Source organism: uncultured Sphingomonas sp., from assembly GCF_946477935.1.
In the GTDB taxonomy this organism is placed as follows: Bacteria; Pseudomonadota; Alphaproteobacteria; order Sphingomonadales; family Sphingomonadaceae; genus Sphingomonas.
On record NZ_CAMLAC010000003.1, the window covers coordinates 1 to 25,561 of the forward strand.

Genomic DNA, 25,561 nt, shown 5'->3' on the forward strand with positions numbered 1-25,561 from the left:
CTCCCACCGCTGACGCGGCGGGCCCCTCCCTCTCCCCGTGGGGGAGAGGGCAGGATTAGCCGATCGCTTCCAGAACGGCGGCGCGGAGTTCGGGAATGCCCATGCCGCCCTCGCTGGAGGTGGCGAGGATGTCCGGGTGGGCGGCGGGGCGCTTGCGGGCCTCCGCCTCGGTCGCTTCGCGGACGGTGGCGAGGTCGGTCGCCTTTACCTTGTCCGCCTTGGTCAGCACGATGCGGTAGCTGACCGCGGCCTTGTCGAGCATCTCCAGGATCTCGCGGTCGACATCCTTGATGCCGTGGCGGGCGTCGATCAGTACCAGCGCGCGCTTCAGCGCCTGACGCCCGCGCAGGAAGTCGTTCACCAGGAAACGCCACTGCTTGAGCATGTCCTTGGGTGCCTTGGCGAAGCCGTAGCCGGGCATGTCGACGAGGCGGAAGACCGGCGGCTGGCCGATGTCGAAGAAGTTCAGCTCCTGCGTGCGGCCGGGCGTGTTCGAGGTGCGGGCCAGGCCGTTGCGGTTGGTGAGCGCGTTCAGCAGCGACGACTTGCCGACGTTCGACCGGCCGGCGAACGCGACCTCCGGCACCACCGGGTCCGGCAGATGCTGGAGCGCGGGTGCCGATTTCAGGAAGGAGACGGGGCCGGCGAACAGCTTGCGCGCCGCCTCCACCGTCTCTTCGTCGAAGCTGCCCTGGGGGGCGAACTCGGTCACTTGGCCGCGGCCTGGTTGAGCCCCGGATGGCGGGCGTAGAGCAGGCGCTGTTGCAGGATCGAGATGCAGTTGGTGGTGATCCAGTAGACCTGCAGACCGACCGCGAACGGTGCCATCACGAACATCAGCACCCAGGGCATGATCGCGAACACCTGCTTCTGCGTGTCGTCCATCGGCGCCGGGTTGAGGCGGAACTGGAAGAACATCGAAATGCCGAGCAGGATGGGCACGACCCCGATCGCGATGAAGTGCGGGGGCGTGAAGGGGATCAGGCCGAACAGGTTGACCGGGGTCAGCGGATCGGGCGCGGACAGATCCTTGATCCAGGCGACGAAGGGCTGGTGACGCATTTCTATGGTCAGCATCAGCACCTTGTAGAGCGCGTAGAAGATCGGGATCTGGATCAGGGTCGGCAGGCAGCCCGCGAGCGGGTTGACCTTTTCCTGCTTGTAGAGCGCCATCACCTCCTGCTGGAGACGGACCTTGTCGTCCTTGTAGCGTTCCTGCAGCGCCTTCATCTTGGGCTGCACCGCGCGCATCGAGGCCATAGAGGCGAACTGGCGCTGCGCGATCGGGAACATCAGCAGGCGGATGGTGACGGTCAGCAGGATGATCGCGACACCGAAGTTGCCGACCATGCGGAACAGCCAGTCGAGATAATAGAAGATCGGCTTTTCCAGGACGCGCAGCCAGCCCCAGTCGATCGCGTAATCGAGCTTCGTCACGCCTTGCTTGTCGGTATAGCGGTCGAGCAGGCGGACTTCCTTGGCACCGGCGAAGAAGCGCGAGGTCTGCGTCACCGCCTGACCGGGTGCGACGTTGCGCGGCGTGACGGCGTAGTCGGCCTGGTAGGTCTTGCCCGCTCCGGCGCGGAACTGGCCCTCGAACTGCGCGGCCTGATCGGGGATCAGCGCGGTCAGCCAGTATTTGTCGGTAAAGCCTAGCCAGCCGCCGCGCGTGGAGAAACGCTGCGGGCTTTCGTCCACATCCGAGAAGTCGGGCTTGTAGTGCGCGGCGCCGTTGTTGACCGACATCGGGCCGGTATGGATCGTCCAGCTATCGGGGTCCTTCGACACGCCCGAACGGTTGACGAGGCCATAGGCGGCGACGGGCACGGCGGCGTTGCCGGCGTTCGCCACGGTCTGGCGGACGGTGAACATGTACCCGTCATCGACCGCGATCTGGATCTGGAAACGCTGGCCGGTGGCGTTGGCGGCGGTCAGCGTGACCGGCTGGCCCGGGCGCAGCGTGGTGGCGGATGGCGTCCACACCGCATCGGCGGCGGGCGGGTTCAACCCTTCGCTCCGCCAGCCGAAGCCGGCGAAATAGGCGTCGGGTGCCCCGGCGGGCGACAACAGGCGGATCGGCGCGGAGTCCTTGGCGACCGTTTCCTTGTAGTCGATCAGCACGAGGTCATCGATGCGGGGGCCGCGCAGGTTTATCGATCCGCGCATCTGCGGCGTCTCGATTGCGATGCGCGGCGTTTCACGCAGCACGATCTGGCGATCGCGGATCGCGGCCGGCGCATCCGCCGTCGGGTCGGCACCCGGCTGGGGCAGGGGCTTGGACTTGCCATCCTCGATTCTGGTGACCGGGGGGTTGGCGGTGGGGAAGAACTTGCCCTGGATCAGCGGCCAGCCGAACAGGATCAGCGCCGCGATCACCGCGAACAGGACGAAATTCTTGCGATCATCATTCACGATAGATGCCCCATATCATCAGGGTACCGGATCGGGCCCGCACCCGCCCCAGGGATGGCAGCGCGCGATGCGCCTGAGCGCAAGCCAGCTCCCCCTGGCCGCGCCATAGCGGGAGAGCGCCTCGATTGCATAGGCCGAACAGCTTGGCTGGAAACGGCAAGTGGGCGGCAGCACGACCGACGGGCCGAGCTGCCACCCGCGGGCGACGAGGATGAGAAGGCGGGCTATCACGCGTTCCGGCACGCCCGCCCGAGCGCCTTGACCAGCTCCGCGGTCAGCGCCTGATAGTCACGCTCGATCCCGCCGCTGCGACCGATCAGCACATGATCCGCGCCAGGCATGCCGTGCGCGGGCAACAGGTCGCGCGCAAGCGCACGCAGCCGGCGTTTCATCCGGTTGCGCACGACGGCGTTGCCGATCTTCTTGGTGACGGTGAAGCCGACGCGCATGCCGGCCTCGCCATCGTCGCGCGGGCGCACCTGGAGCACGAAGCCCGGCATCGCCACGCGCCGCCCGCCATTGGCCGCGAGGAAATCGCGGCGGCGGGTAAGCGTGATTACGCCGACAGCTTCTTGCGGCCGCGTGCACGACGCGCGCGGATCACGGCACGACCGCCCGGAGTCGCCATGCGCGAGCGGAAGCCGTGACGGCGTGCACGCACCAGGTTGCTCGGCTGAAAGGTCCGCTTCATGGTTCATTCCTTGAGTACGTCTGAATAGAAAAGGGCCGCCACGGGGACGGCCTTGCTGGGGGTGCGCATAGGCAAAGCGGGGCCCCAAGTCAACGCGCCGCATCCCGCGCGTTGCATGCACGATGCCATCTGTTTCGCTGGTGAAAAACCGCTACAGACGGGGCGGGGGGAATGCATGGCAACGATCGTGTCCACGGTGGCCTATCTGGGGTTGGAGGCGCGCGCCGTCGAGGTGCAGGTGCAGTTGATACCGGGCCTGCCCGCGTTCAATCTGGTCGGGCTGGCCGACAAGGCGGTGGGGGAGAGCCGCGAGCGGGTGCGCGGCGCGATCGCGGCAATGGGGCTGGCGCTGCCGCCCAAGCGGATCGCGGTGAACCTGTCGCCCGCCGATCTGCCCAAGGAGGGATCGCATTTCGATCTGCCGATCGCGCTGGCGCTGCTGGGCGCGATGGGGGTGGTCGATGCGGAAACGCTGGCCGAGCATGTCGTGGTCGGCGAGCTAGGGCTGGACGGGCGGATCGCGCCGTCGCCGGGCGTGCTGCTCGCCGCGCTGCATGCGTCCGCCGAGGAGAAGGTGCTGATCTGTCCGGCGGCGCAGGGGCCGGAGGCGGCATGGGCGGGATCGGTGGCGGTGGTGGCAGCACCGGATCTCCTGTCGTTGATAAACCACCTCAAAGGGCATCAACTGTTGTCGGCACCGGCGCCCGGTGCGGTGGACGATACCGCGTCGGGGCCGGATCTGGCCCAGGTGAAGGGGCAGGAGACGGCCAAGCGGGCGCTGGAGATCGCGGCGGCGGGCGGGCATAACCTGCTGATGTGCGGACCGCCGGGTTCGGGCAAGTCGCTGATGGCGGCGTGCCTGCCGGGCATCCTGCCGCCGCTGGATGCCGCCGAGGCGCTGGAGGTGTCGATGGTGCAGTCGGTGGCGGGCACGCTGACGGGCGGGCGGCTGACGCGGGTGCGGCCGTTTCGCCATCCACACCACTCCGCATCGATGGCGGCGCTGACCGGCGGCGGGCTGAAGGTGAAGCCGGGCGAGGTGAGCTTGGCGCATCTGGGCGTGCTGTTCCTGGACGAGCTGCCGGAGTTTCAGCGCGCGGTGCTCGATTCGCTGCGCCAGCCGCTGGAGACGGGCAGCGTCAGCGTGGCGCGGGCCAATGCGCATGTTACCTTTCCGGCGCGCGTGCAGTTGATTGCGGCGATGAACCCGTGCCGCTGTGGCCATTTGGGTGACGCCGCGCTCGCCTGCGCCCGCGCGCCACGCTGCGCCGCGGACTATCAGGCCAAGGTTTCTGGCCCCCTGCTGGACCGGATCGACATCCATATCGACGTGCAGCCGGTGAGCGCGGTCGACCTGATGCTGCCACCCCCGACCGAGGGCTCCGCGGAAGTCGCCGCGCGCGTGGCGGCGGCACGCAGCGTACAGGCGGCGCGCTATGCCGGGCAGGGGGTGCGCACCAACGCCGAGGCGGACGGCGCGTTGCTTGATCGGGTGGCGACGCCGGACGCAGCCGGGCGGGCGCTGCTCGCCCAGGCGGCGGAGGCGATGCGGCTGACCGCGCGGGGCTTTACCCGCATTCTGCGGACCAGCCGGACGATCGCCGATCTGGCGGGGGCGGAGCAGGTATCTCGCATCCACGTCGCCGAGGCGCTTAGTTATCGTCGGCGGCCGCCGGTGAGTTGATGGTGGATGTCGATCGATTATAAGCTCGTAAATGCCATAGTACAGCAAAGGTCGAGGATTTGGAAACATGCGCTCGTAAAGGCTGTTTGACCTTCCTATGAGACAAACAGGTTCCTAATTTCGCCTTCACGCCGCCATCCACTGGTTGACTTGACGTAGCGGACCTCGAAGCTCGCGCCACATAATCCGGTACAAAAGTAACCCATTTCAACGATTGCTGTTTTTCGGTCCCTGCTGATCTTTGGTGGCTTGATGAAGTACACAAAGGCCTCTCTGATTGGCCTGCCGGGTATAGGGGCGGGAAGGTTCGCCCGTGACCGAGCGTCGTCGTCTGCCAACGGATAGCCGACAGGAAGATCGGCCACCAGTGTGGGGCACGCTTCCAGCAGGTCGCGGTGATAGCGGCTGACACCGGCATAATAGGTGTCAAAGCTGGGATTGTTATTGATCTTCGGTAGATCGCGCAGAGCGATACGGCCCACTTCGCAAATGGTGGCGGTGTCGGCTTTGGCCGACACGGAAGCAACAAGTGCAGCGGCGACAAAGATGATCATGTCGTTACTTTGCTCGGAAGATGATGCTCGCCTTGTACACGAATATAGAACAACGCGTTCGATGGATTTTGGCGGAAAGATGTTGGTCGATGGCGGGACAGCCGCACGTTCACGCCAGCCGTACGTGCGTTGCTAAAGCGTGATCGACCGTCGATCGACCTGCGCGGCTTGATCTGGAATGAGGGTGAAGGGCCGAGGGTGATCCCCTCCGGAAGACCGGCACTTCTCCAAAATCCCCGCTTGCGAAGCTGCGTCCGCTCGTCTAGCGACGCGGCTTCGCTGCCCCTGTGGCGAAATTGGTAGACGCATTCGACTCAAAATCGAACGCCGCAAGGCATGCTGGTTCGAGTCCGGCCAGGGGCACCACTTCCGGTCAAAACCGGGCACCATGGATATGGCGGCATCGCCGCCCCGCACGACGGCACTTTCCAACGCCGCTTTGCTGCCCTGGATGTGGATGGTTTGGTTGTCCACGCGGACGGTGTCGATCAGCAGCCGGACATAGGCTTTGCGCAGCGCCGGGTTTCCGTCCCTCAGCTGCTCGCTGATCAGCTTGCCGAACTTGGCGATCGTTTCCTCGCTGATGCACCGTGGTCCTCGTTCGAGCTGAAGCGTCAGGCTGTGCGCGCTGGCGTCCAGTTGTGCGAGGTTCTGGCGGTGCTGGGTGAGCCGCTCGGCGAATTGCGGGTCCTTGGGCGACATCAGACCCTCCTCGAGCAGTTCCAGCAATCTCCGAATGCGCTTTTCCGCTTCGATCTTCTCCCGCCTGACACGATCAAGATCCTGGTGCCGCCGCGCAACCGCCGTATCGGATTTCTCGAGTACGGCCTGCAACAATTCGAGGAGCCGATCGCGGTGGAGGATACGATCCGTCAGGACTGACAGGACGATGCTGTCGAGCTCGTCCTGGCGGATCGCACGCGTCTCACAGCGCCCGGCACCGCCGGTCAGCTTCGCGTTGCAGGCATAGTAGATATACTGTCCGGACTTGCCGGTGCGGATCGTCATGCCGGCTCCGCAATCGGGTGCGTTGCACCTCAGGATACCGGTCAGCAGCGTGGGGCCGTTGGTGATGCGCGGCGGCGTCACTTTTGGAGCTGCCCTCGCACGACGAGCCGCGACCTCCGCTATGATCTTAGGCGAGATGATTTCTGGACATGGCACGATGATGCTCTCGTCGATCGAGGGCTTTCGACCTTTGCTATCAGCCGTTCGATCGAGATAATGGCCGCCGTAATGTTGGCGGGTCAGGATGCCATCGACGCTGCTGTGAAAGAATTCACGGCCACGGATCCGGTATCCCAAGGCGTTCAGATGCTGAGCGATGGCGCGTGTGCCCATCGGCGTGCCGTGGAGGCCGCTTCGCGCCAGATCATAGATCAGCCGAACGACGGCGGCTTCTTCCTCCAGGATGAAGAGTTTGCGCCGTTCCTTGCGTCCCTCGACAACCACGGTGCGAGCCTGGTAGCCGAACGGCACCGGCCCACCGTTGAAATAACCCGACTGCGCATTTCCGCGTCTATCGCGCCGCGTGAAGATTGATGCGTCGAGGGCGTACTTCTCATTGATGGCGCCGAACATGCCGCGCATGAGCCGGCCGTTGGCGTCGTCGCCAAATTCTTCGGTCAACGAGATCAGGCGAACGCAGGCCTGCTCGAGCCTGTACTCGCTGTTGACCTGTGTCCGCAGCCGCCTGGCAAAGCGTGACAAGGCGTGGACATAGATGATGTCCACCGGTCGCTCGGGCGCGGTCGCTTTGGCCATCATTGTGTCGAATTGAGGGCGACGGAGCTTGCGGCCGGAGACGTTCAGTTCCTCGAATATCTCCACCAATTCGACGCCATCGCGTTTCGCCCTGTCTTTGATTGCGGCAATCTGGGCTGCGATACTGGCATTGTTGCCGTCCTCGTCATCGTTGCTGACGCGGACATACCCATAGGCGCGCAGCGGCTCGCTCATCTATTTTCATCCTGAAATTGATGCTCATGCCGCCCGGCAGCATTCATATCTTCTTCCCTGAACAGCTCGATCAGAGCCTCGCCAAGCATGCTGGCGATGAGATCGACCTCACCGGGCAGAAGCCCGATCATAGGCGGTAGTTCGACGATGACCTCACGCGAACACGCGGCTCCAGCCTGTCGATCAATCGCGACTTTCGCAGGAGGAGTTGGCGCCGGCGGCATGGTGACCGAGCGGTGCCATCCTTCTCAGATGTTTGCGGTCCACCTACCCCGAAAATTGTTCGTGCGAAGGGATTGGCCGCTTGAGCGAGCCGCACTTGTCACCCGGGAATAGCTTATGCTGGGACAAAGCCGACGTTCGCAAGCCGCGCGGGGAATGGCAGGTCCCCATCCAACACCTGCCATTCCTGAAGCACTGACGATTGTTTCCGGAATGCGCAGGGCGGGCCGATTGCGGAATGGCGGCTTGCAGAGCCTAGGTGGCCAAAGCTGACATGGCCGGATTGCGATGCCGGACGGTTTCGCCTTTACGCGCAAAAAGGCGATGCCGATTGCGGCCAGCCATTCTTTCTGAGTCTGCTGTACATGTCGTCACGAGCGATAGCCGGGGCCTTCAGGCCGGGTGCGCAGTGAAAGATCATGAGCGGCCCGTCATGTGGCCCGCGGCCCAAGGCGTCTTGCGAGCTTCCGGCGGCAGAACCTCCCCGTAATGCGTCCTGCTACTTCCGGCGCAGGCGGGAAATGAGATTGGGATTCAGACCCTTCGTCTGAACACTGAGGATTCCTTCATCATAAGCTTCATCAGCCGAACTGCCTGCCGCCACCGCGTCGTAAAAGCCAGTGGCAAAGGCGATTGCCTCGTCGTCGTCGGTCTCGTCCATCATGCCGACAATGACCGGTGCGAACGGGTCCGAAATGCCTTCCATAGTGTGGCAGGCATTCAGCAGGACGCACTGGATCGTCTTCTGCCTCCCGATAAGCTCGGAAAGCGAGCCGTAGGTCATAACAACCTCGTTCCCGACTTCGTCGAGCAGTGATATCCCCTCAAGATCGGCATGGCCTGCGAAGTGAACAATATCGAAACGCTGGCCGGACAATGCCCGGCGGAAATCATCAATCGTCGCAGCCATCAGTGGCTCGACATGTACGCTTCCGGGAGACTGTTTGAACGCCTCGCGGATAGCTCTGATCTCGCGGTCGATCCTGAGAGCCGGTTTTGATTCCCGTTCCGGATTTGCGGTAACGACGAGAATCCGCTTCTCCAGCAGGTGCGAGATATCGCCCGAGGTGCCTCCCTCGTCACGGATTTCCTGTTTTACACCGGTGTCGAGTTCACCCCAAGCCTGCTGCAGAAGGGCCATGACCTGCGTTGCACCATCCTCGCGGGACGCGGTGCCGCGCTCGGCCCGTCCGATCCCTATGGCCTGCCCGCGAAGCTGACCGGCAAGCGTGCCGTTTTTTGTATCAAGAGCATTTGCAAGGCGAAAGGACAGCTGCGTCAGCGCGATGTTCAGATCGCCGCGATCGAACGGCAAACGGCGTGCGATCCTCGGGTCAAACCCGGCACCCTCGAACACACGCTTGGCAACGGCCTCGCCATCCGATGAGAAGCTGTCATAGTCGATGATACGGCGACCGCCCATATCGATCCGCATTTCCTTTGCCATACGTCCCACAGTGGCCGCCGGCACCGACGGGCACATGCAGGTTCGCGAACCGCAGTTGATGCACAGTCCGGGATACCGGGACAGGAACTCTGCATCGAGATCGAATGACTCCTCGTCGTCAAGGGTCAGCACATATTCGTTGGCCACACCCATAATGTAGGAAAATACGTCTGCCGCCTCGCCGTAAAAGTAGTGCGGATAGCGATCGAACACCCGGATCGCTTCCGCGAGCTCCCCCAGCTCCTCGAACAACGCCACCGAACTGAACCCGGGCTGCGCATTGAGCGAACGGGGATAGATGGAGGCAAACATCATTCGCCATTCGTCGAGGGATACCGGCATCCGGCTTCGGTTATGTTCGACAAGCTCGAGCACCTCTGCGTGGGAGACGGTCTTCTCGGCGCCCTTCACGAGCTTGCACTGGCCATCATTGTGCGGCTTCTGGCGGCAATAGGGACAGGCGTCGGGGTATTTCAGAAACAGAAGTTCCTCGACGCTTCCGACGCCCATCTTGGCGAGCAGGGGAAAGTACCAGCCAAGCGCCTTGCAGATCGCCGAGGCGACGTCGACCTTGACCCGCTTCTTCTTGCGGTCGAGCTGCGTCAGCATTCCACATACCTCGACGAAATGAAGGAAGGTCGCTTCCTTGCTTCGCGTCAGGTTCGCGTCCTGATAGATGAACGCCGTCATTTTGTAGAGATCGTCGAGCCGCATTGATTCCGCTTCACAGGTTGTAGGCGAACGCTACCCCGCGGTACGGGCATGGTCCAGCTTAGCATGGGTATGGTTTTGAGCGACGACAGATCCGGTTCATCTTCGTTCGACCGCTGGATCCTCCAGGCCCGAACAGGAACGCTTGGGAATGACGGGATCGCCCGGTTGGCGCAGACGCTTGCCGCCTCGGGCGCACGCCTGAAATCGCGTGACCGGAGTGCCGATCTCGCCTCGACCGGCGGACCCGGCTCGATCTCGACAATCTGGGGTCCGGCAGTACTGGTCGCGATGGGCTCGCCCGTGGCAAAACTCGGCGTGCCGGGCCGACCCGCCGGAGGAATCGATGTCCTCATGCAGATCGATGGCTACCGGAGTGATCTGGACAGGCGGGCAGCGGAGGAAGTGCTCGATCAGTGCGGGTATGTCCATCTCCTGGCCGGAACGGGATTTGCCCCGATGGACGCAGCGATGTTCGCGTATCGGCAACAGGCCGGCGCCCAGCACATTCCTGCTCTCGCCATTGCGAGCCTTGTCTCCAAGAAGATCGCGACGGGCACATTAAATGCCGGACTTGAGGTACGTGCCGGCCCGCACGGCAATTTTGGCGCCGATCGCATCGCGGCGGTGACGAACGCGAGGCAGTACTGTCAGGTGGCCGACCTTCTAGGACTGCGCGGCGTGTGCTTCATCACAGATGGTACGCTGTTCCAGCAACCCTATCTTGGTCGAGGTGAGGCGCTTCTCGCCCTTTCGCTGCTGCTTGAAGGCAGGGAGGACGACTGGCTTGGCCAGCATGTGCGCGAATGCGAACAATGGTGCGGGACTCTTGTAAACGGGGAGCGACCATCCCGGCGGGCTGTCGCGCAAGCTATCCTGGACAACATCGCCGCACAGGGTGGCGACGCCAATTCACTTCATCAGAGGGCCGCCATCGTGGCGTCCGACCACCGCCGGACCGTGACATCCACCATTGCAGGGACCGTGCATTTCAATCCCGGGGCGCTCCGGCAGGCGATCATTGCCGCACGCCGACCCGATAGTGCAGGCACCTTTGACGACTCTGCCGGCCTGATCCTACTTGCCCGCCCCGGTTCGAGGGTAAGCCACGGCCAGCCGCTCGTTTCGGTCCGCTGCGAGGACGCCGTCAGCACACAACTGCTCCGGGACGTTGTAGCCGCGATAATGATCAACCAGATAGAGCCAGCCAGCGATGCGAAAGACGCTGCCGGGGTGGAGGTAATCGGTGTCTGAGATCGGGAAATTCTGTTGTTTCACCTGTCCTGACTATGATCAGGAGATAAGGCGTATTGACGCCGCATGTTCGGACTGCGGCCGGCAATATGACTTTCCGCTGGTTTCCGCACCGGCGGAAATCGGAAACTTCGATGTCCAGCAGTCGCTCGGCCGGGGCTTCTATGCCGCGACGTTCATCGCGAAACCTAGGACCGGCCTGAACAGGGCGCTCCGGGTTCTCAAGGTGTCGCCGGTCGCGATGTATACAAAGTTCAGGAAGGATTTCCGTGCCGAGGCTGAACGCCACGCAACGGTAGCTGACGGGGCAGACCATGTCGTCGCCGTGGACGATGTTTTTGACGTCGACATCAATTTCGCGGGCCTCACGCTGCCCTGTCACGTGGCAGTCCTGCAGTTTGCCGATGGCGACACCCTGAGCCGGTATCTTTCGGGCGCCCGTCCGCTGAGTGCAGCGGAAGCGGCTCAGATCGCCTGCGACCTGTTTCGCATGAAGGAGGAATTCGAGCAGAAGTTGGTCAATCACAATGATCTGCATGCGTCGAATATCATCATCGAGAACCTGCCACCCGGACGACGGCGCGCGGACGCGATCGAGCCGGCCATCCGCGCCGTGGCGATCGATCTGGGATCGGCGGCCGGCGACCGCCGGTCAGGCGATGGCTACACCGGTGACCTGCATTGGATCGGACGACATATACACGCAATGGCTGATCGGTTGCTGGCCGGCGGTGACGAAGCGCCGGATCTCGACAAGCGTATCGGTCTGAAGCTGCATGGCATTGCCCAAGGCCTTGCCACGGCGACGGTCAACCAACGGACACCTTCGGCTGCGGATGTGATTGCGGAAATCAGGGAGCAGTATCATCGCACGGCAGAAGCCTGGCGCCCGTGGCGAAACCAGACGGTGCTGCGGACCTTTGCGGAATCCTACAACGCGCAGACGCTCAACGCCTGGTACGTGCCGCAGCTCATCGTCGATCCCGACGGGGCCTGGCTCGGGAAGGTAAGCTCGCCTGGTCCCCTCGTCATGACGGGGATGAGGGGATGCGGAAAGACGATGCTGCTGCATTCGCTGCAGTTCCATGCGCGCGCTGCCGTCCTTCCGAAGGAGGAGGATGCCGACGCACTGAAGCGGGTGGCGGAAGACGGATATGTCGGCCTCTTTGTGTCGGCACAGCGCCTGATTCCGGTTGATCCCAAGGCCGACCGGCCGTCGACAGAGGAACTCTTCGCGCGGCTGCTGGTCGCCTATGCGGCGCAGGCTGCGCGCGCCATGGCACACCTGCAGGACCTGTCCGCTGACGCTCTCGCCCTCGATGCGGGGGCGGGGCTGCTTCACGCGGTGTCCGAATCGCTCGCGCCACGGCCCGCGCTTCCCCAGCCAGCGACGGTGGAGCAGCTCGAACGCTGCCTGAGCGACTTGCTGATCCGGGTAAGCCGGAGTGATTCGGGGTTGCGGCTCGCAACGAACCCCAACACGGCATTCCCGTTGCTCGCAGACGCAGTCCGGCGGGCGGCTCCGATCTGGAACAACTCCCAGATCCTTTTCCTGTTGGATGATGTGTCCACGCGCTATCTGGAGCCCGATCGCATCGAGGATCTGCTGTCTGCACTGCTTTTCCAGCATGCGAACTGCGCTTTCAAGCTGACTTCAGAAGCGCAGACCATCTTTCTGAGCCTGAAGTCGCCGGGGCAGGTCCATCCCGCCGCCGCGGGTCGCGATTTCACGACATTCGATCTCGGTGCCGAGGTACAGACGCGGCTAAAGGATCGCAGCGGAAAGATGTTCGTGACCCGGATCCTTGATGCCCGCGCACGTCTCTTTCCTGGGCATCCCGGGCAGAGTTCTGCCGACGTCCTCGGGGATACGGATCTTGAGTCTATCGCCCGCACCATTGCCGAGACGCAGACGCGTTCCCGGGAGCGCAAGCGCCTGTATCACGGTATCAGGGCACTGGCGGGAGTTTGCGTCGGCGACATCGGTGCCGTGATTCAGATCTACCAAGAGATCCTGACCGGCAGCAGGTCGACACTTCCGGTCCAGCCGGAACGGCAGCACGAGGTTTTTCAGGATTTCTGCGCCCGTCACCTCTACAGCCTCGATCGCCGCGGCAGCGATCTGAAGCTAGTCGCACTGCAATTTGCCGAGGCCTCCCATCAACTCCTGATGGAGTCCGGCCGAGGCAAACCGACCGGCCGGATCCGCCAGTATACATCGCTTTATGTCCGCGTGACCGCCGGGAAGATGCAGGAGCAGATGAGCAGGCTGCGCGAGCTTGTCGACGCTGGCGTCTTTGTGTTCACCGGGGGCACCGCGCGGACGAAAACTCATGATTCCGACCCGGTCCAGCAGTTCAAGCTGACATTCCGTAAGATCTACGGCTTGGCGAACTTCATCGGTCTGTCCGACCGGGACCGGTTCGAGCTGTCCGGCGAGGATCTCGAGCGCTGGCTGCAGGAACCAAGCTCGGGAAAGGAGGTGCTGCTGCGCAACCTGTCCACGGCAGGACCGGAAATCGTCGGCGACCAGGCGGATGGGGAAGACGATCCGCGACCGTTCAAACCCGCCCCCAGGGCGGTGGCTTCTGCAGGCCAGCAGATGGACTTGCTGGAAGGTCTCCAGGACAATCCGGCGGCTTCGGCCAGTGACAAGGTTCCCATGATTCTCCCGCCTGCGCCAGCCGTCAGGGAGATTGGCGCGGACGAGCTTTCCGGACTGGCAGTGGACGACCTCGTTACCGGGCTTGGATTCGAGGACCGGACTCCGGAATCGCTGCGTCGCACCCTCGAGACGATACGACCTTCACGGATCATCGCCGTAGCCTATGACAATCCAGGACATGGCGAGGCCATGCGAAGGATGGCGTCCGATCACGGGATTGTCCTTGAAGAGGTCGCCTATGCCGCCTTTGTTGCCGGATCAGGCCCGGCTCCGGCAGGGCGCACTCTGGTGGATGTCACGGGCTTGGCCAAGCCGGCGCTGTTTGGCGCGGTGCGCGCGGGACTGTGTGCACCAGACGGGCTGGTCGTCGCCTACACCGGTGCCGCGGAATACTATCCTCTCGAGGAGGAACTGCGCGTTGTCTTGGACGCATACGGGGCATCGGACCATCATCTGCTGCTGACTGAACTGCGGAGCGTGCTGACGGGTGAGAACGGTCCATATCAGGCGGTTCCTCTCCTGGCGGCGGAAACCGACGGCACGAGACTGCGTGCGTTGTCGGCGTTCGCGTCGCCACGCCACGAACGGCTTCTCCATCTTGCCGCAGCAAGGGAATATGACGCGGTCCAGATCATTACCGATGCGGCGGCAACCGCCCGTGCGCGGGTAGGCGGCATTGCCGCGCGCGTGGCGCTGGAGGATACGCCAGGCGGCATTGTCGAGTCCGCCGATGCCGGCAATCTCACCGAACTCGTGGAGATACTTGCGCGCCAGCATGAGGGCTGGTTCGTCCATGGCGGCCTCGACTATGAGATCGGGCTGACCGGCAACAAGATGCAGGCGACAGCAGCGGCAATTGTCGCAGCGGCGTTGCCCGTCAGCCAGGTGTGGTACGTAAAGCCGGAGGCTTTCGACCAGCCGCGTTTCACGAAGGGCGTTGCTGTCACCCGCTATTATACAGTGGAACATGGCCGAAACCCGGTCAGTGCTTCTTAGCGCTCGACAAGGGGCGCAACGTCCACCTATTGTCGGAGGTCTGATCCGGGTCGTGTGTGGTCGGACGGGGGGTAGTACGATTGGAAAGCGGGAACATCCTGCACTGAGGTGCGTCGATCTGTTTGCCGGTGCCGGTGGTTTTTCACTGGCCGCGCGGCAGGCAGGTTTCGAGGTGTCGCTCGCGGTCGAATATGATTGCCATGCCGCCGCTACCTATCGCCGGAACTTGGTGAGTGGCCGGCGCCCGACGCGGCTGATCGAGGCTGATATCCGTACGCTGGACCCTGGCCTCCTCGCCCGGCAGACCCTGAAGAGGCGTGGTCCCGTCCATATTATGCTGGGCGGTCCGCCTTGTCAGGGCTTCTCGAGCCATCGCCTGAACGGTGCTGGCGTGAGCGATCAGCGCAACGATCTGATCCACACCTATTTCGACTTCGTCAGGGCCTTCGCGCCGCGCGCATTCCTCATGGAAAATGTGCCGGGAATGCTGTGGCCACGGCACAGCGCGGCCCTCGCCCGCTTCTATGACGAGGGCAAGGTCGCTGGATACCGTATGCTGCCGCCGGTCGTGCTCGACGCCCGCAACTATGGCGTTCCCCAGCGCCGACGCCGCGTGTTCATCCTTGGTGTCCTTCCGGACGCGGCAGGTGATGACTTTGCCTGGCCGCCCCCGCCGACCCACGGTCCGGACGGGTCGAACGATCTTCTTCCCTGGCGGGACTGCGGCGCAGCCTTCCTGCCGGCCTCCGCAGGTGACCAGAACGATTTGCACATGAACCACAGCGCCGACTTAGTCGCGGCTTTCGCACGCACACCGGCGAACGGCGGTAGCCGGCATCAGTCAGGGCGCTTGCTCGACTGCCATCGGGACCATGACGGGCACAACGATGTCTATGGGCGAATCGATCCGGCAAGGCCCGCGCCGACGATGACCACGGCTTGCATTAACCCGTCTAAAGGTCGCTTTGTTCATCCGGTGGAAAATCACGGCATCACACTGCGGCAGGCCGCGAGGATCCAGACTTTTCCTGACTCCTTCAGCTTTACCGGCGGGCTAATGGCTGCAGGCAGCCAAATCGGCAACGCCGTTCCCGTTGATCTCGGTCGTAAGCTACTAGAATATCTCCGGGACCGGATCAGCTTCACTGGCGACGGTCCGCAACTCGGCACATTGTTGGACTGTCAATCCGGTCCGGACGAGGCTGACGAGTTTTCATCCGGGAAGATTGCGGAAGGGCAACTGCCATCCCTTGCCGGACTGTTCGGTTTGGCAGATTATTCGCGACCGGGCGCCGAATGCGAGTCTGCTCCCGCGGACGGCGGGAACGTCGCGGACGATCCTGTATGCCGGGCAGCGTCTGCCGACGCCTGACCACGGATGTCGACTTGTCAGAGATTTTGCTGTTTCCGGAATCAAGCGGGGCAGCCAGACCGACCGGGAAACGAGCGCTTAAACGTCCAATATCGGGATCACGACCAATGGCCTGGACGACTGATTCTGGGGCGCATTGCTGCCCGGCAGGTTGATGTCCGCCGGACGGCGGGTCTCGGCACAAGCCGACGTTCCCGCACCTCTCGGCGAACGGCGTATGTTGGTCGGGTGCCGCCGCCAGCAAAGCGCCAGCGCTGACCCATAAGGCGACGTTCACAGCCCCTGGAGCACTATGCGAAACCGCGCATTGGTTCGGGTGTCGATTGGCGGCAGGAACTGAGCCGCTGGCTGACTGGCAACTTAGGGTCCATCCGATAAGCTGTCGCCCCGTTTAAGAGCTTGGAAGCCCTCACATTGAAAGGTGCGGTGTTAGGCTGGTGTGCCCGGCCGATGCTCAGCGAGTTTGCTCTGCAGCGACCTTACACGTTGACACAACATATAAGATGTGTTGCTGTACGATTATGCGAAACGGGAATTTGGTCGCAAACGATCGACAGGCACGCGACTACGAACAGACTTTGGGAGACATCGACAAGGCGCTGTCTTCCGAGCAGGTTCTGCGCTCGCTGGTCCAGGGGCTTCCGCAGGAAGTGATCGAGGGTGTGCGACGGACTCTGGCAACGGAGCGTCGTGAGCTTGCCTCCCTGCTGCTTGCTTATCAGAACACCAAGAAAGGCGACTTCACCCTGCTGAAGCAGCAGGCGGGGAACGACCCAGGCGCGTTTCTGATTGCCGCCCGCATTGCCCGCAATCTGACGCAAAAGGAACTTGCTCGGAAACTTGGGCTGAAAGAGCAAGCTATTCAGCGCTGGGAGACCGAAAAGTACCGTACTATTACGTTGCAAAATTATCAGAAGGTCGCGCAGGCGCTTGGTGTAACCTGGCGATTGCAGGAGGCCCCCCCCCTCACAGAAAGATGGGGTCTGTCCTACGATGTTACGCCGGCAGACCTGAACAAGGTGATCCGGCACGCGCGGGCCAACGACTGGTTCGACGGGAACATCACATCCGATGACAACGGATCGGCGACGCTGTTCCGCTATATCAACGACCATGTAACGCGCTACGGCACGCCATCGCTGTTGCGTACCGGTCTCGATGTCATCAGCCACAAGGATGACTGGTGCGTCCTGTCGTGGAAGGCGGAAGTGACGCGCCGTGCCGAGAAGATCATCGAGAAGATGAAACCGCGGTATCGCCCAATAGATGTGTCATGGCTGGTGGACCTCGTGCGGTTGAGCCATCGTGAGGACGGCCCTAAACTGGCGCAGGCGTTGCTGCTTGAACATGGCATCATCCTGATCGCAGAATCGCAGATCGCAGGCATGAAGGTCGATGGTGCGGCGTTCCTCGCCGACGATATTCCGGTTATCGGCCTGACCCTGCGCACGAACACGCTGGACAATTTCTGGTTCACACTTCTGCATGAGGTTGCACACGTAATTCTCCATTACAGAACCGGTCTCTCCGCCGGGTTTTTCGATGAGGATGCGTCGATGTACTCCGATGAAATCGATGGTTTTGAGGCGGAAGCCAACGAGTTCGCTGCGAATTTGCTTATTCCGGAGCATATCTGGACCCGCTCACCGGCACGGATTGCAAAGTCCAGCGAACCAATTGAGAAGCTCGCGGAAAGGCTTAAGATTCACCCTGCCATTATTTTCGGCAGAATCAGGATGGAACGGAAAGACTACTCGATCTTCTCAAATAAACTGGGGCGCGGGCTGGTCCAGCGCCAGCTGCTGAACAACGCAGAGAAGGATGACGCATGACTGGTAAAAACGCCTGGTATGATCCCGCTCTGCGCATGAAGGCGGGCGAACTTGAGGGCCTTAAAGCTTTGGCTCCCGATGTTTCTGATCGGACTCTTCCCAGAATGATTGTTCCGCCTCCTGAAGAGCGGGATGATGAACTTCAGGCCGCACTCTTTGAAACCGAGTCACAGCCGGACATCGCGAAAGCATTGGCCGCTGCATGGCCACAGCGGGATGTCCTGATCGATGCCACTTATCTTATGGACGAGTTTGAAAGGCCACGATCAGGTCTTTGGCTTCCGAAGATGTTTGAGAGTGCATGGAACCGCAACGTACGAGCTATTCCCCTTGCGCTGGCGCGCGACCTTCTTGACGATAATGTTGGAGCTTTTAGGGCAGCGGCGAACCATCCCGGCGCCATCAAGTTTGGCATCGCGATACCGTATGATGACCTAGTTGACGCTGAAGTGCCGAACCGCGTCATCGATAAGCTCGCGACGATCGGCCTCAGTCCCGCCCAATGCCTTGTCACAGCTGATTTTAGTAGGGCTGACTTCACGCAACCGGAATTCGTCGCTGATGTTATCGCAGGTTCGCTCGACCTGCTGACGGCCTGCGCCACGTGGAAGCAGATCGTCTTTCAGGGAACGAACTATCCCAAGAAGAATCCCGCGGAGCCGGGTGGCTATTATCAGGTACCGCGTAATGAGTGGATTGCATGGCGGCGCGCGGTAAAGCTTGATCCGCAAACGGCTGAACATATGCTCTTCGGCGACTATGCTGCCGACTGCGCGGAGATCAAGTTCGGCGGGAAGGGCGGACGGGCAATCCGCCATTACCGCTATGCAACCGCCGACGCATGGTATGTGCAGCGTGGGCTGGACAGCGGCACACACGAGGAAAACATGCGGGCCGTCTGCATGAGCATCGTTGCAAGCGGCAGGTTCGCGGGCCGGGAGTTTTCCTCGGCCGACGACCATATCTTCCTGAACGCTCGAGGCTTGACCGGACCGGGCAACGCCAAGAATTGGAGAGCCATCAACACCACTCACCATATCACGCGGGTTGTCACCGACATTGGTGCCGTCCGAGGAATACTCTTCAAAAGGAGCACAGTCTCTGAACTTGGTGAACAGCACAACCTGTTTGCCTAAGCCATGCTGGGTCATTTCCACCACTCGCTTCGTGAGGCCCGAAGGCTGTCAGCCTGCAATCGATTGACCGAACTCCGCCGGCGTGACACTTTCACCGAGAGTATTCCGCGGATGACGAATACGCAGTCAGACGCATCACCTTGCGTTCGGGTGGTGACGAGGCCGAACGCGCCCGCTAGGCTGACGGCGGGTCTGGATTGGTCCTTAACGATGACGGTACAGATAGTCGGACAATGCCAATAATCAGCTTTCATGTCGTGCCACGGGGCAGCTCCCCACCGTCGAGCGCGCAGAACGCCGTTTTCCTCCGCGTAGATCATTGGAATGACTACTCGTTCGTTACGATGTTTGAGGTTTTCGCGTTTGACGAGCAGGGTTTTCGGCATGATCTGACAAATGTCAAAATTGGATTTAGAGGGCAGCACGAGTCTGTTTCGACATACACGACTATATCCGATCCATTCTCGCGGCTTCCTGAGGGGTACTTCTCTGCGGGGCTAGACGTCGATTATTACATAAAGATCCGTGACGAATTTACCGAATCCTACAGGCAGGCATTTTTAACTGGGCTGCGCGATGTGGTGTTCGATGATGACGCGCTGAAGCTTGCTGCAGATGAGAGGGTCTTCAAGACGTCTCATCTCCGTTCCTTGAGCATAAACTCGCTTGAGGGCCAGTTTCGTCGCGTTTTGGCGGGCTATGCTCCAGTTACCGACTATAATTTTCGCTTCACGCTCGACCCGCGCTCCAATCGAGCTGGATACCAGCTTCCATTCAAGGTTTCCGCGCATTCAAAACCAAGTGCCAACATCCATGCGCTTATTGGCCGCAACGGTGTTGGCAAGACGACCCTGTTGAACGAAATGATCCAATCGGTCGTCACTGGCGCCGCCGAGAGCGCGCGGTTTGAAACTGAAGACCATTGGGGAATTGACTTTAAACCGATCGGTGCAAGCTATTTTAGCAGTGTTGTATCAATTTCATTCAGCGCCTTCGATCCATTTAATCCGCCAGAAGAGCAGCCTGATCCAACTTTAGGAACTTGCTACTTTTACATAGGTTTAAAGGACTACGCCGATCAGGACGGTGCTCTACTTAAATCACTCAATGAAATTTATGGTGAGTTCGTTGAGAGCTTAGACATCTGCTTGAGCGAAGTCGGGAAACGACGACGATGGCTTTCCGCGATCCGGACACTAGAGAGCGACGATAATTTCGCAGATATGAACCTCGCCCGCTTGAGCGACTTAGAGGGCGCCATGCGCAAGCAGACGGCCCTTTCTCTACAGAAGCGCATGAGTTCGGGGCATGCTATCGTACTGCTGACGATAACCAAGCTGGTCGCACGCCTTGAGGAGAAGACCCTGGTTCTATTCGATGAGCCAGAGAGCCATTTGCACCCGCCGCTACTGTCGGCTTTAGTCCGGAGCCTTAGCGAGCTGTTATACGACCGAAATGCGGTGGCGATCATTGCAACGCACTCGCCGGTAGTTTTGCAGGAGATTCCCAAGTCTTGTGTCTGGAAGATCAATCGCGTGGGGTTGGCATCGTCGTCCTCTCGCCCGGATAGCGAAACGTTTGGTGAGAATGTTGGTCTTCTGACGCGCGACGTCTTTGGTCTAGAGGTCGCCAAGTCAGGCTTTAACGCTTTGCTCGCCAATGAAGCCGAGCAAGCTCTGACCTATGAGCAGGCGCTTGACGCTTTCAATCAGCAGGTGGGATTTGAGGGGCGCGCCATTCTCAAGGCGCTGATGCGTGGGCGAGGCAAACAATAGAATGCGTCGCTTGCCCACTCCGACAATCGATTTTTGTACTGCGCTGACCGAGGCCACAAACGGGATCGGAAGTGCCGTGACTCAGGCTAACTTTCGGGCGCAAATCACAAACCCAAACGCGGTCGCGATTGAGGCGGCATTTCGGACAAGTGCGCAAGCTGCGACGCTTTACAGTGTCCCGCGCATTGCAAGTGGCGCTGGCGATCCTGTTGTCCATGGAAGTTTGCGGAAATCTGACCTAACCAAGCTTTACACTCAGTACTTCGTTCCGAAGGAGAAGCCGGCACGTCGGCTTTATGACCAGCTCAAGATCACGGCTAACGGCAAGTGCCCTCTGTGCGGCGATATCGGGCATGTCCGCACACTCGATCATTATGTTCCGAAAGCGAACTTCCCGCTTTACTCCGTGATGCCCGGAAACTTGATTCCGTGCTGCCGTGATTGCAACTCTGAGAAGCTCGACGCCTTCTCGGCAACGCTCGATAGACAGACGCTCCACCCCTATTTCGACGACGCAAAGTTTTTCAACGAGCAATGGGTTGCCGCCCGGGTCATTGCAGGCGCCCCGCCTGTCATCGAGTATTACGTTTCGCCCCCGGCTCAATGGTCTTTGGCGGAAAGGAACCGCGTGGCAGCCCATTTTACAGAGTATGGCCTAGCGGAACGCTTTGGTGTCGAAGCTGGAGCGGATCTGCCGGAAACGATCGACACCCGAAGAACCACGCTGCACGGCTTTAGTCCACTAGAATACTCGGACTACCTGCGAGAGAAGAGCGAAAACATGAGTCTGCCCGTTAATAACTGGCGCAGGATTATGTTCTTATCGCTTGCCAACGATAATTGGTTCTGTGCGTATCCGCATTAAAGCTCGAGCCTAAGCCAAAAAAACTGGTAGCGGTCGTTTGACCGTTTGCGATGCTAATTGCGAAAATGCTGAACGTCACCTCACGAAAAGTCCGCCCTTCTATATGCCTATTAAGAATGGCAGAATATCCCGATGTCAGTCATTCCGCCTATCACCCAAAGCTGCCTGACGGAACGGCAGATGTCGGGATCGAGCCGCGTTGGGCTGAACGGACGATTGTAGGGTGCAAAGCTGCCGATGAGGTAAGCCTGCACGAAAGGCAGCTTACTGATGCGTCTCACCCAAAATGGCCCGGCGGCTTTCCACCAATGATTGCAGTAGGCTGGTCTTTTCAAACGTTCGCTATCTGGCGTTATACAGGGGCAGTGATGAGAGTCAGCCTTTGTCCTGAGGCAGCGTGAGCCGTTTCACAGCGGAGCCATATGCCGCTAAGGTTTCGGCCACGGAAATGACGTTGCGCAGGCACCGACCATTGCTTCGGTTGGGATGCGGGTTTGCTGCCTTTTTCACCCGTCGAGACATCCAGCCGCAAATACCACCCACCGGCCAAAGCCGGCGACCGCTTGAACCAGCGACGCCCATCCGGCTCATCAACAATGAGGGCGAAGTGGCCAGCGTGGACGTCGGCCAAGCGCAATGCCGCTGCTAATGTGCTGACGTGGAATAGCCGAGCCACTCCGTCCGCCAACGCGATCGATATCGGCGCTTTCGCCATCCACGGCACGAGCATGAAGCGTGGCATCAGCAGTTCGGCGGCGTAGCGGTCGGCCTCTCGCTCGCAAGTGTCGTCCGGTGCATTTCCTGACGCATCATGGCAGATCAGCCGCTGGCCGCGATGATGGTGCCAATGGCCAAGCTCGTGCGCGACGGAGAAGCGTTGCCGCACGCGGCTTGCCCGATCATCGACCGTGATGATGGCCCGGTCGCCCATGCCGACGATCCGTGCATCCCCCCGCGGCAGGGGACGATAGCGTACTCGCGCGCCGACGGACCAGGCGATCACCTCGACGTCGATCTCGTTTGGTTCGGTGATGCCGAGCTCCTGAAGCAGCTGCTCCGCCGGCGACAAGCTCGTCATTTCGGCTGGTCGGCGTCCATTCGTTTGAGTTCGGCCAGATCGTCGATCAGCGCGTCCCAGTCGTCGGGATGGATGCCGCGTGCGGCCAGCGTCAACGGTGTGTCGACGTCGCTAGCCATCGCGCGTTGCAATTCGGCACGGAGGCGGGCGCGATCGATCGACACGACGGAGGCACCGGCGTCACGGTCGAGCAGCGTGCGAATGTCGCGAAGCCGCGCCTTCTTCACCGCCAGTTCGGCGGCATCGAGTTCGGCGTGCCAGTCATCGAGGTCGGGCTCGCCGCCCTCGAGGAAATCATCGAGTCGGCGCAGCCGGGCGAGTTCGTCTTCGTCGTTCATGGCAGCCTCATTCCTTTGACGGCACGATTGCGCGCGCGGTTCAGTCGCCGACGGAGGGCCGCGAGCCCATGCTCATCGATCCCGAATTGACGCTGCAGTTCCTCGCCGCGCTTCCCGTCGGCGATGGCATCGACAAGGGCGAGCAACTGCGGATCGGAGCGAAGCGCCTCCCGGATGCTCGCGATCGTGCGTCCATAATCGATGGCATCGTGCGTCATCTGCTCGAGCGAGGGCAGGTCATCGTCCAGTCCGGCGGTGTCGAGGTCGTCGCGCAGCACCAGCGTCCGTCCTTCCGCTTCGTCGCGGTAAGTGTCGCGAATCATGCTGCGCATGACCCAGTTGAGGAACGCGACGATGTCCCAGCTCTGACGGCACTTGCGCCGACCATCGAGCGCTCGGCAGATCGCCTCTTGGCGAAGATCGGCGGCGAGCAGCCGCTGATCGCGGACAAGATATTGTGATCGCACGGCAAGACGCCGATACTGATCCGTGGTCAACGCCCGAAGGCGTTCGCGCACCTCGTCGATCGACAGATAAGGATCGTCGTCGACATCATCTGTGATGGGTGCTGGATCTGTCGGCGAGATGGCGGCCTCCTCATACCTATACGGACAAGGTGGCATATTCGGACACGAAGGTAATAATTTAATTGGCAGGTGTCCGAATTGCCCGGCTCGTCCGTATAGGGTGATAGACCCTCATCCGATTGATCAGGCGGCTTGCGCCCAAAGCGTGCACTGCGCGTCGTCATATTGGACGCCCGGCCGCGTGACCTGCCGGGTGAGCCATGCGCTGGCGCGTTCCACGCCCTCGCTCAGATCGTCGGCGGGCTTGCTGTCGATGTGCACGATCTCACGCGGTGCGAGGCGAAAGTGACCGCGCACATGGGCCTGCGGCAGGATCAGCCCGCGGTTGCCCGACTTGGACACCCACAGGCGACAGCCGGTCTGGATGTGGCAGCGGCCACCGCGCGGCAGGAACATGGCGATGCCGGTCAGCGCCGGGGTCGGGTGGTTGCGATATTCGAGGTGCAACACGTCGGCATCGGTCTCGACCGCGTGCCGGCCCATCTTGATCTGGTCCTCGAGTTCGAGCGGATCGCCACCGGTGATGACGACGCCGGGCTTGAGCTTGCGGCTACCGAGCAGCAGCTTCACGACGGCGCGGGTGACGGCGGCTTCGAAGGTCGGGGTGTTCATCATGCTATCTCCTTGTTTCATCCCCGCATCGGGGCCGTTCATCATTCCGTTCATCTCAACCCTGGTGCTCGCTGCGGCACGCGAGCACGATCTGGGCTGCGGCGCTCTCCAGTCCCGCGGCACGGTCCCACATGCTGTCCCAGGGCAGCCGGGTGGCGACCTCGATCCCGTCGTGGCCGATCTTCACCGACAGCCCCCCGCGCTCGGGCACCAGATGCAGGTCGCGGTCACGGTCGCGAAAGAAGGCGAGATCGGTGAGCAGCAGCGGGCCGGTGAGCGAGCGCAGTGCGACATCGACGCGAACCGGGTCGATCGTTTCCGGGTGAAAACCGTGCCGGATCAGCACCGTGTCGCGCCTGCGAGTCGCGGCACAGCGCAGCAGCGCCTGGTCGAACATCGGCGTGGTGATCGGCGTCATCGCGATGATGACGTCATGATCGAGGCATTCGACCGCGCCGGGCAGGCCGGAGTTGCCGAAGATCGGCGTGGGTTCGTCGCAGCCGAGGGCTGCGAGGACGTAGTTCATCAGCGCGAGCGAGGCGGTCGACAGCGTGTCATGGATCATGGGGTGACGGAGCCTTTGCAGGACAAGCGTGATCCCCGGACCGGCTGGTCCGGTTCAGGCCCCTTCGATTTTCATTTCTCGCCAGGGCTTCGCTCGGCTCCGGCCGATCTTCCCTTCCTCGCGCTGCAGCGATCGCGGCCATCGCGAAAGATGGCGTTGCCGATCACGGCATAGCCCCAGCTATCGAGCGTCCGCGCGCTGTCCGCGATGGTGCCGGAGCGATGGATCGCGGCAGCCGGGCAATACAGCTCGGCCATGGTCGGCACCCAGCCGGCGATGCTGCCGGCGGGCTGACGTTGCCACCATTGCCCGGCAACCAGGGCGGTGAACAGCAGGATGGCGCTCACGCGGAAAACCAACGGAAAGCGGCGGCGCTTCATTTTCTTTCCTCCAGCAGATTGTCGATGCTGGAGACGGTAAACATCTCAAAATACGTTGGATTGTTCAGGCAGACGCGGCTCAGCTTGCCGCATGTTGCGGCAACCCAAACGTCGATTCTGCACGGCGGGACTTGGTTCGTTAACCGGTCCGGCCTACACCAGCCACGTTCGCCAGCAGGCGGACCGGGGCGTGAGAACCCCGCGATTAGTAGCCGAATGCCCGGCCCGAACCAGTTTCGGCCGGGAGGCGCACGCGTATGTCCAAGGCCTTCGGGCCCAAAGGCGTGCGCGCTCGTCTAATCGCGAGTTCTCAACTTCCGGCTTTCGGGCCGGCATCGCCTCGTTTCACGGGGCGATGCCGCCGGCTGGGGAAGCCGATGCATCGCCCGACACGGGGGTGCGTATGGTTGCGGGACTTGGCCGCCA

Annotated in this window: 23 protein-coding genes, 1 tRNA gene and 1 pseudogene; 11 read left to right on the plus strand and 14 right to left on the minus strand. The window is 61.6% G+C overall.

What is annotated here, in order from left to right; translation table 11 throughout:
- Positions 1-55: 55 nt before the first annotated feature.
- From yihA to rpmH, 5 genes are read right to left on the minus strand one after another with little or no spacing between them, the layout of a single operon-like run.
- Entirely contained in the window at positions 56-712 is a 657-nt protein-coding gene (gene yihA / locus Q0U08_RS00780; RefSeq protein WP_298089126.1) for a ribosome biogenesis GTP-binding protein YihA/YsxC, read from the minus strand.
- The gene (yidC, locus tag Q0U08_RS00785) at positions 709-2,412 is read right to left on the minus strand and encodes a membrane protein insertase YidC (RefSeq protein ID WP_298089127.1); all 1,704 of its coding nucleotides are present in this window, start codon (positions 2,410-2,412) and stop codon (positions 709-711) included. The genes yihA and yidC overlap by 4 nt, the downstream gene beginning before the upstream one ends.
- A gap of 18 nt (positions 2,413-2,430) precedes the next feature.
- Positions 2,431-2,643 (minus strand): membrane protein insertion efficiency factor YidD, encoded by a 213-nt coding sequence (gene yidD, locus Q0U08_RS00790; protein ID WP_298089186.1) that lies wholly within the window; start codon positions 2,641-2,643, stop codon positions 2,431-2,433.
- Positions 2,640-2,912: a ribonuclease P protein component gene (gene rnpA / locus Q0U08_RS00795; protein ID WP_298089188.1), complete on the minus strand. Its 273-nt coding sequence runs from the start codon at positions 2,910-2,912 to the stop codon at positions 2,640-2,642. Before rnpA ends, yidD begins: the two co-directional genes overlap by 4 nt.
- A gap of 56 nt (positions 2,913-2,968) precedes the next feature.
- Entirely contained in the window at positions 2,969-3,103 is a 135-nt protein-coding gene (gene rpmH / locus Q0U08_RS00800; protein WP_042490346.1) for a 50S ribosomal protein L34, read from the minus strand.
- 175 nt (positions 3,104-3,278) lie between these two features.
- Here rpmH and Q0U08_RS00805 point away from each other — a divergent pair, with 175 nt between their 5' ends.
- Positions 3,279-4,787: a YifB family Mg chelatase-like AAA ATPase gene (locus tag Q0U08_RS00805; RefSeq protein WP_298089128.1), complete on the plus strand. Its 1,509-nt coding sequence runs from the start codon at positions 3,279-3,281 to the stop codon at positions 4,785-4,787.
- A 95-nt stretch (positions 4,788-4,882) separates the two neighbouring features.
- Here the strand turns inward: Q0U08_RS00805 and Q0U08_RS00810 are convergent, their stop codons facing one another.
- Positions 4,883-5,341 carry a hypothetical protein gene (locus Q0U08_RS00810; RefSeq protein WP_298089130.1) on the minus strand — a complete coding sequence of 153 codons (459 nt, stop codon included), beginning with the start codon at positions 5,339-5,341 and terminating at the stop codon, positions 4,883-4,885.
- Positions 5,342-5,622: 281 nt separating this feature from the next.
- Between Q0U08_RS00810 and Q0U08_RS00815 the strand changes: the two genes are divergently transcribed.
- A tRNA-Leu gene (locus Q0U08_RS00815) sits at positions 5,623-5,707 on the plus strand.
- Positions 5,678-6,223 (plus strand): hypothetical protein, encoded by a 546-nt coding sequence (locus tag Q0U08_RS00820; RefSeq protein WP_298089132.1) that lies wholly within the window; start codon positions 5,678-5,680, stop codon positions 6,221-6,223. The genes Q0U08_RS00815 and Q0U08_RS00820 overlap by 30 nt, the downstream gene beginning before the upstream one ends.
- 51 nt (positions 6,224-6,274) lie before the next feature.
- Here the strand turns inward: Q0U08_RS00820 and Q0U08_RS19825 are convergent.
- The 3 genes and pseudogenes from Q0U08_RS19825 to Q0U08_RS00840 form a co-directional block, all read right to left on the minus strand.
- Positions 6,275-7,300: pseudogene (locus Q0U08_RS19825) on the minus strand (recombinase family protein); the annotation flags it as partial.
- Positions 7,297-7,431 (minus strand): hypothetical protein, encoded by a 135-nt coding sequence (locus Q0U08_RS00835; RefSeq protein WP_298089136.1) that lies wholly within the window; start codon positions 7,429-7,431, stop codon positions 7,297-7,299. The pseudogene Q0U08_RS19825 and the gene Q0U08_RS00835, both read right to left, overlap by 4 nt.
- A gap of 590 nt (positions 7,432-8,021) precedes the next feature.
- Positions 8,022-9,683 carry a CHAT domain-containing protein gene (locus tag Q0U08_RS00840; RefSeq protein ID WP_298089137.1) on the minus strand — a complete coding sequence of 554 codons (1,662 nt, stop codon included), beginning with the start codon at positions 9,681-9,683 and terminating at the stop codon, positions 8,022-8,024.
- 48 nt (positions 9,684-9,731) lie between these two features.
- On the opposite strand from Q0U08_RS00840, the gene Q0U08_RS00845 reads away from it, so the two are divergent.
- The 7 genes from Q0U08_RS00845 (at position 9,732) to Q0U08_RS00875 (ending at position 21,575) form a co-directional block, all read left to right on the plus strand.
- The gene (locus Q0U08_RS00845; RefSeq protein ID WP_298089139.1) at positions 9,732-10,934 is read left to right on the plus strand and encodes a hypothetical protein; all 1,203 of its coding nucleotides are present in this window, start codon (positions 9,732-9,734) and stop codon (positions 10,932-10,934) included.
- A complete protein-coding gene (locus Q0U08_RS00850) occupies positions 10,927-14,595 on the plus strand; it encodes a hypothetical protein (RefSeq protein WP_298089141.1) in 3,669 nt (1,222 codons plus the stop codon). The genes Q0U08_RS00845 and Q0U08_RS00850 overlap by 8 nt, the downstream gene beginning before the upstream one ends.
- Positions 14,567-15,967, plus strand: coding sequence for a DNA cytosine methyltransferase (locus Q0U08_RS00855; protein ID WP_298089142.1), 1,401 nt, complete (start codon positions 14,567-14,569; stop codon positions 15,965-15,967). Before Q0U08_RS00850 ends, Q0U08_RS00855 begins: the two co-directional genes overlap by 29 nt.
- Positions 15,968-16,503: 536 nt before the next feature.
- Positions 16,504-17,799 (plus strand): XRE family transcriptional regulator, encoded by a 1,296-nt coding sequence (locus Q0U08_RS00860; RefSeq protein WP_298089143.1) that lies wholly within the window; start codon positions 16,504-16,506, stop codon positions 17,797-17,799.
- Positions 17,796-18,935, plus strand: coding sequence for a hypothetical protein (locus Q0U08_RS00865; protein WP_298089144.1), 1,140 nt, complete (start codon positions 17,796-17,798; stop codon positions 18,933-18,935). Before Q0U08_RS00860 ends, Q0U08_RS00865 begins: the two co-directional genes overlap by 4 nt.
- A gap of 344 nt (positions 18,936-19,279) precedes the next feature.
- A complete protein-coding gene (locus tag Q0U08_RS00870) occupies positions 19,280-20,710 on the plus strand; it encodes an AAA family ATPase (protein WP_298089146.1) in 1,431 nt (476 codons plus the stop codon).
- Positions 20,691-21,575, plus strand: coding sequence for an HNH endonuclease signature motif containing protein (locus Q0U08_RS00875; protein ID WP_298089148.1), 885 nt, complete (start codon positions 20,691-20,693; stop codon positions 21,573-21,575). Before Q0U08_RS00870 ends, Q0U08_RS00875 begins: the two co-directional genes overlap by 20 nt.
- A gap of 352 nt (positions 21,576-21,927) precedes the next feature.
- On the opposite strand, the gene Q0U08_RS00880 is transcribed toward Q0U08_RS00875, so the two are convergent.
- Together Q0U08_RS00880 and Q0U08_RS00885 are read right to left on the minus strand one after the other, a co-directional pair.
- Positions 21,928-22,653 carry an ImmA/IrrE family metallo-endopeptidase gene (locus Q0U08_RS00880; RefSeq protein ID WP_298089150.1) on the minus strand — a complete coding sequence of 242 codons (726 nt, stop codon included), beginning with the start codon at positions 22,651-22,653 and terminating at the stop codon, positions 21,928-21,930.
- Positions 22,650-22,991, minus strand: a complete 342-nt coding sequence (locus Q0U08_RS00885; protein WP_298089151.1) for a hypothetical protein — start codon at positions 22,989-22,991, stop codon at positions 22,650-22,652. Before Q0U08_RS00885 ends, Q0U08_RS00880 begins: the two co-directional genes overlap by 4 nt.
- Positions 22,992-23,059: 68 nt before the next feature.
- On the opposite strand from Q0U08_RS00885, the gene Q0U08_RS00890 reads away from it, so the two are divergent.
- Complete coding sequence (locus tag Q0U08_RS00890) at positions 23,060-23,452, plus strand: hypothetical protein (protein ID WP_298089153.1); 393 nt, start codon at positions 23,060-23,062, stop codon at positions 23,450-23,452.
- Positions 23,453-23,701: 249 nt separating this feature from the next.
- On the opposite strand, the gene Q0U08_RS00895 is transcribed toward Q0U08_RS00890, so the two are convergent.
- From Q0U08_RS00895 to Q0U08_RS00905, 3 genes are all read right to left on the minus strand, one after another.
- A complete protein-coding gene (locus tag Q0U08_RS00895) occupies positions 23,702-24,193 on the minus strand; it encodes a hypothetical protein (RefSeq protein WP_298089154.1) in 492 nt (163 codons plus the stop codon).
- A 52-nt stretch (positions 24,194-24,245) separates the two neighbouring features.
- Positions 24,246-24,755: a hypothetical protein gene (locus Q0U08_RS00900; protein WP_298089156.1), complete on the minus strand. Its 510-nt coding sequence runs from the start codon at positions 24,753-24,755 to the stop codon at positions 24,246-24,248.
- A 71-nt stretch (positions 24,756-24,826) separates the two neighbouring features.
- The gene (locus Q0U08_RS00905) at positions 24,827-25,135 is read right to left on the minus strand and encodes a hypothetical protein (RefSeq protein ID WP_298089157.1); all 309 of its coding nucleotides are present in this window, start codon (positions 25,133-25,135) and stop codon (positions 24,827-24,829) included.
- Positions 25,136-25,561: the final 426 nt, after the last annotated feature.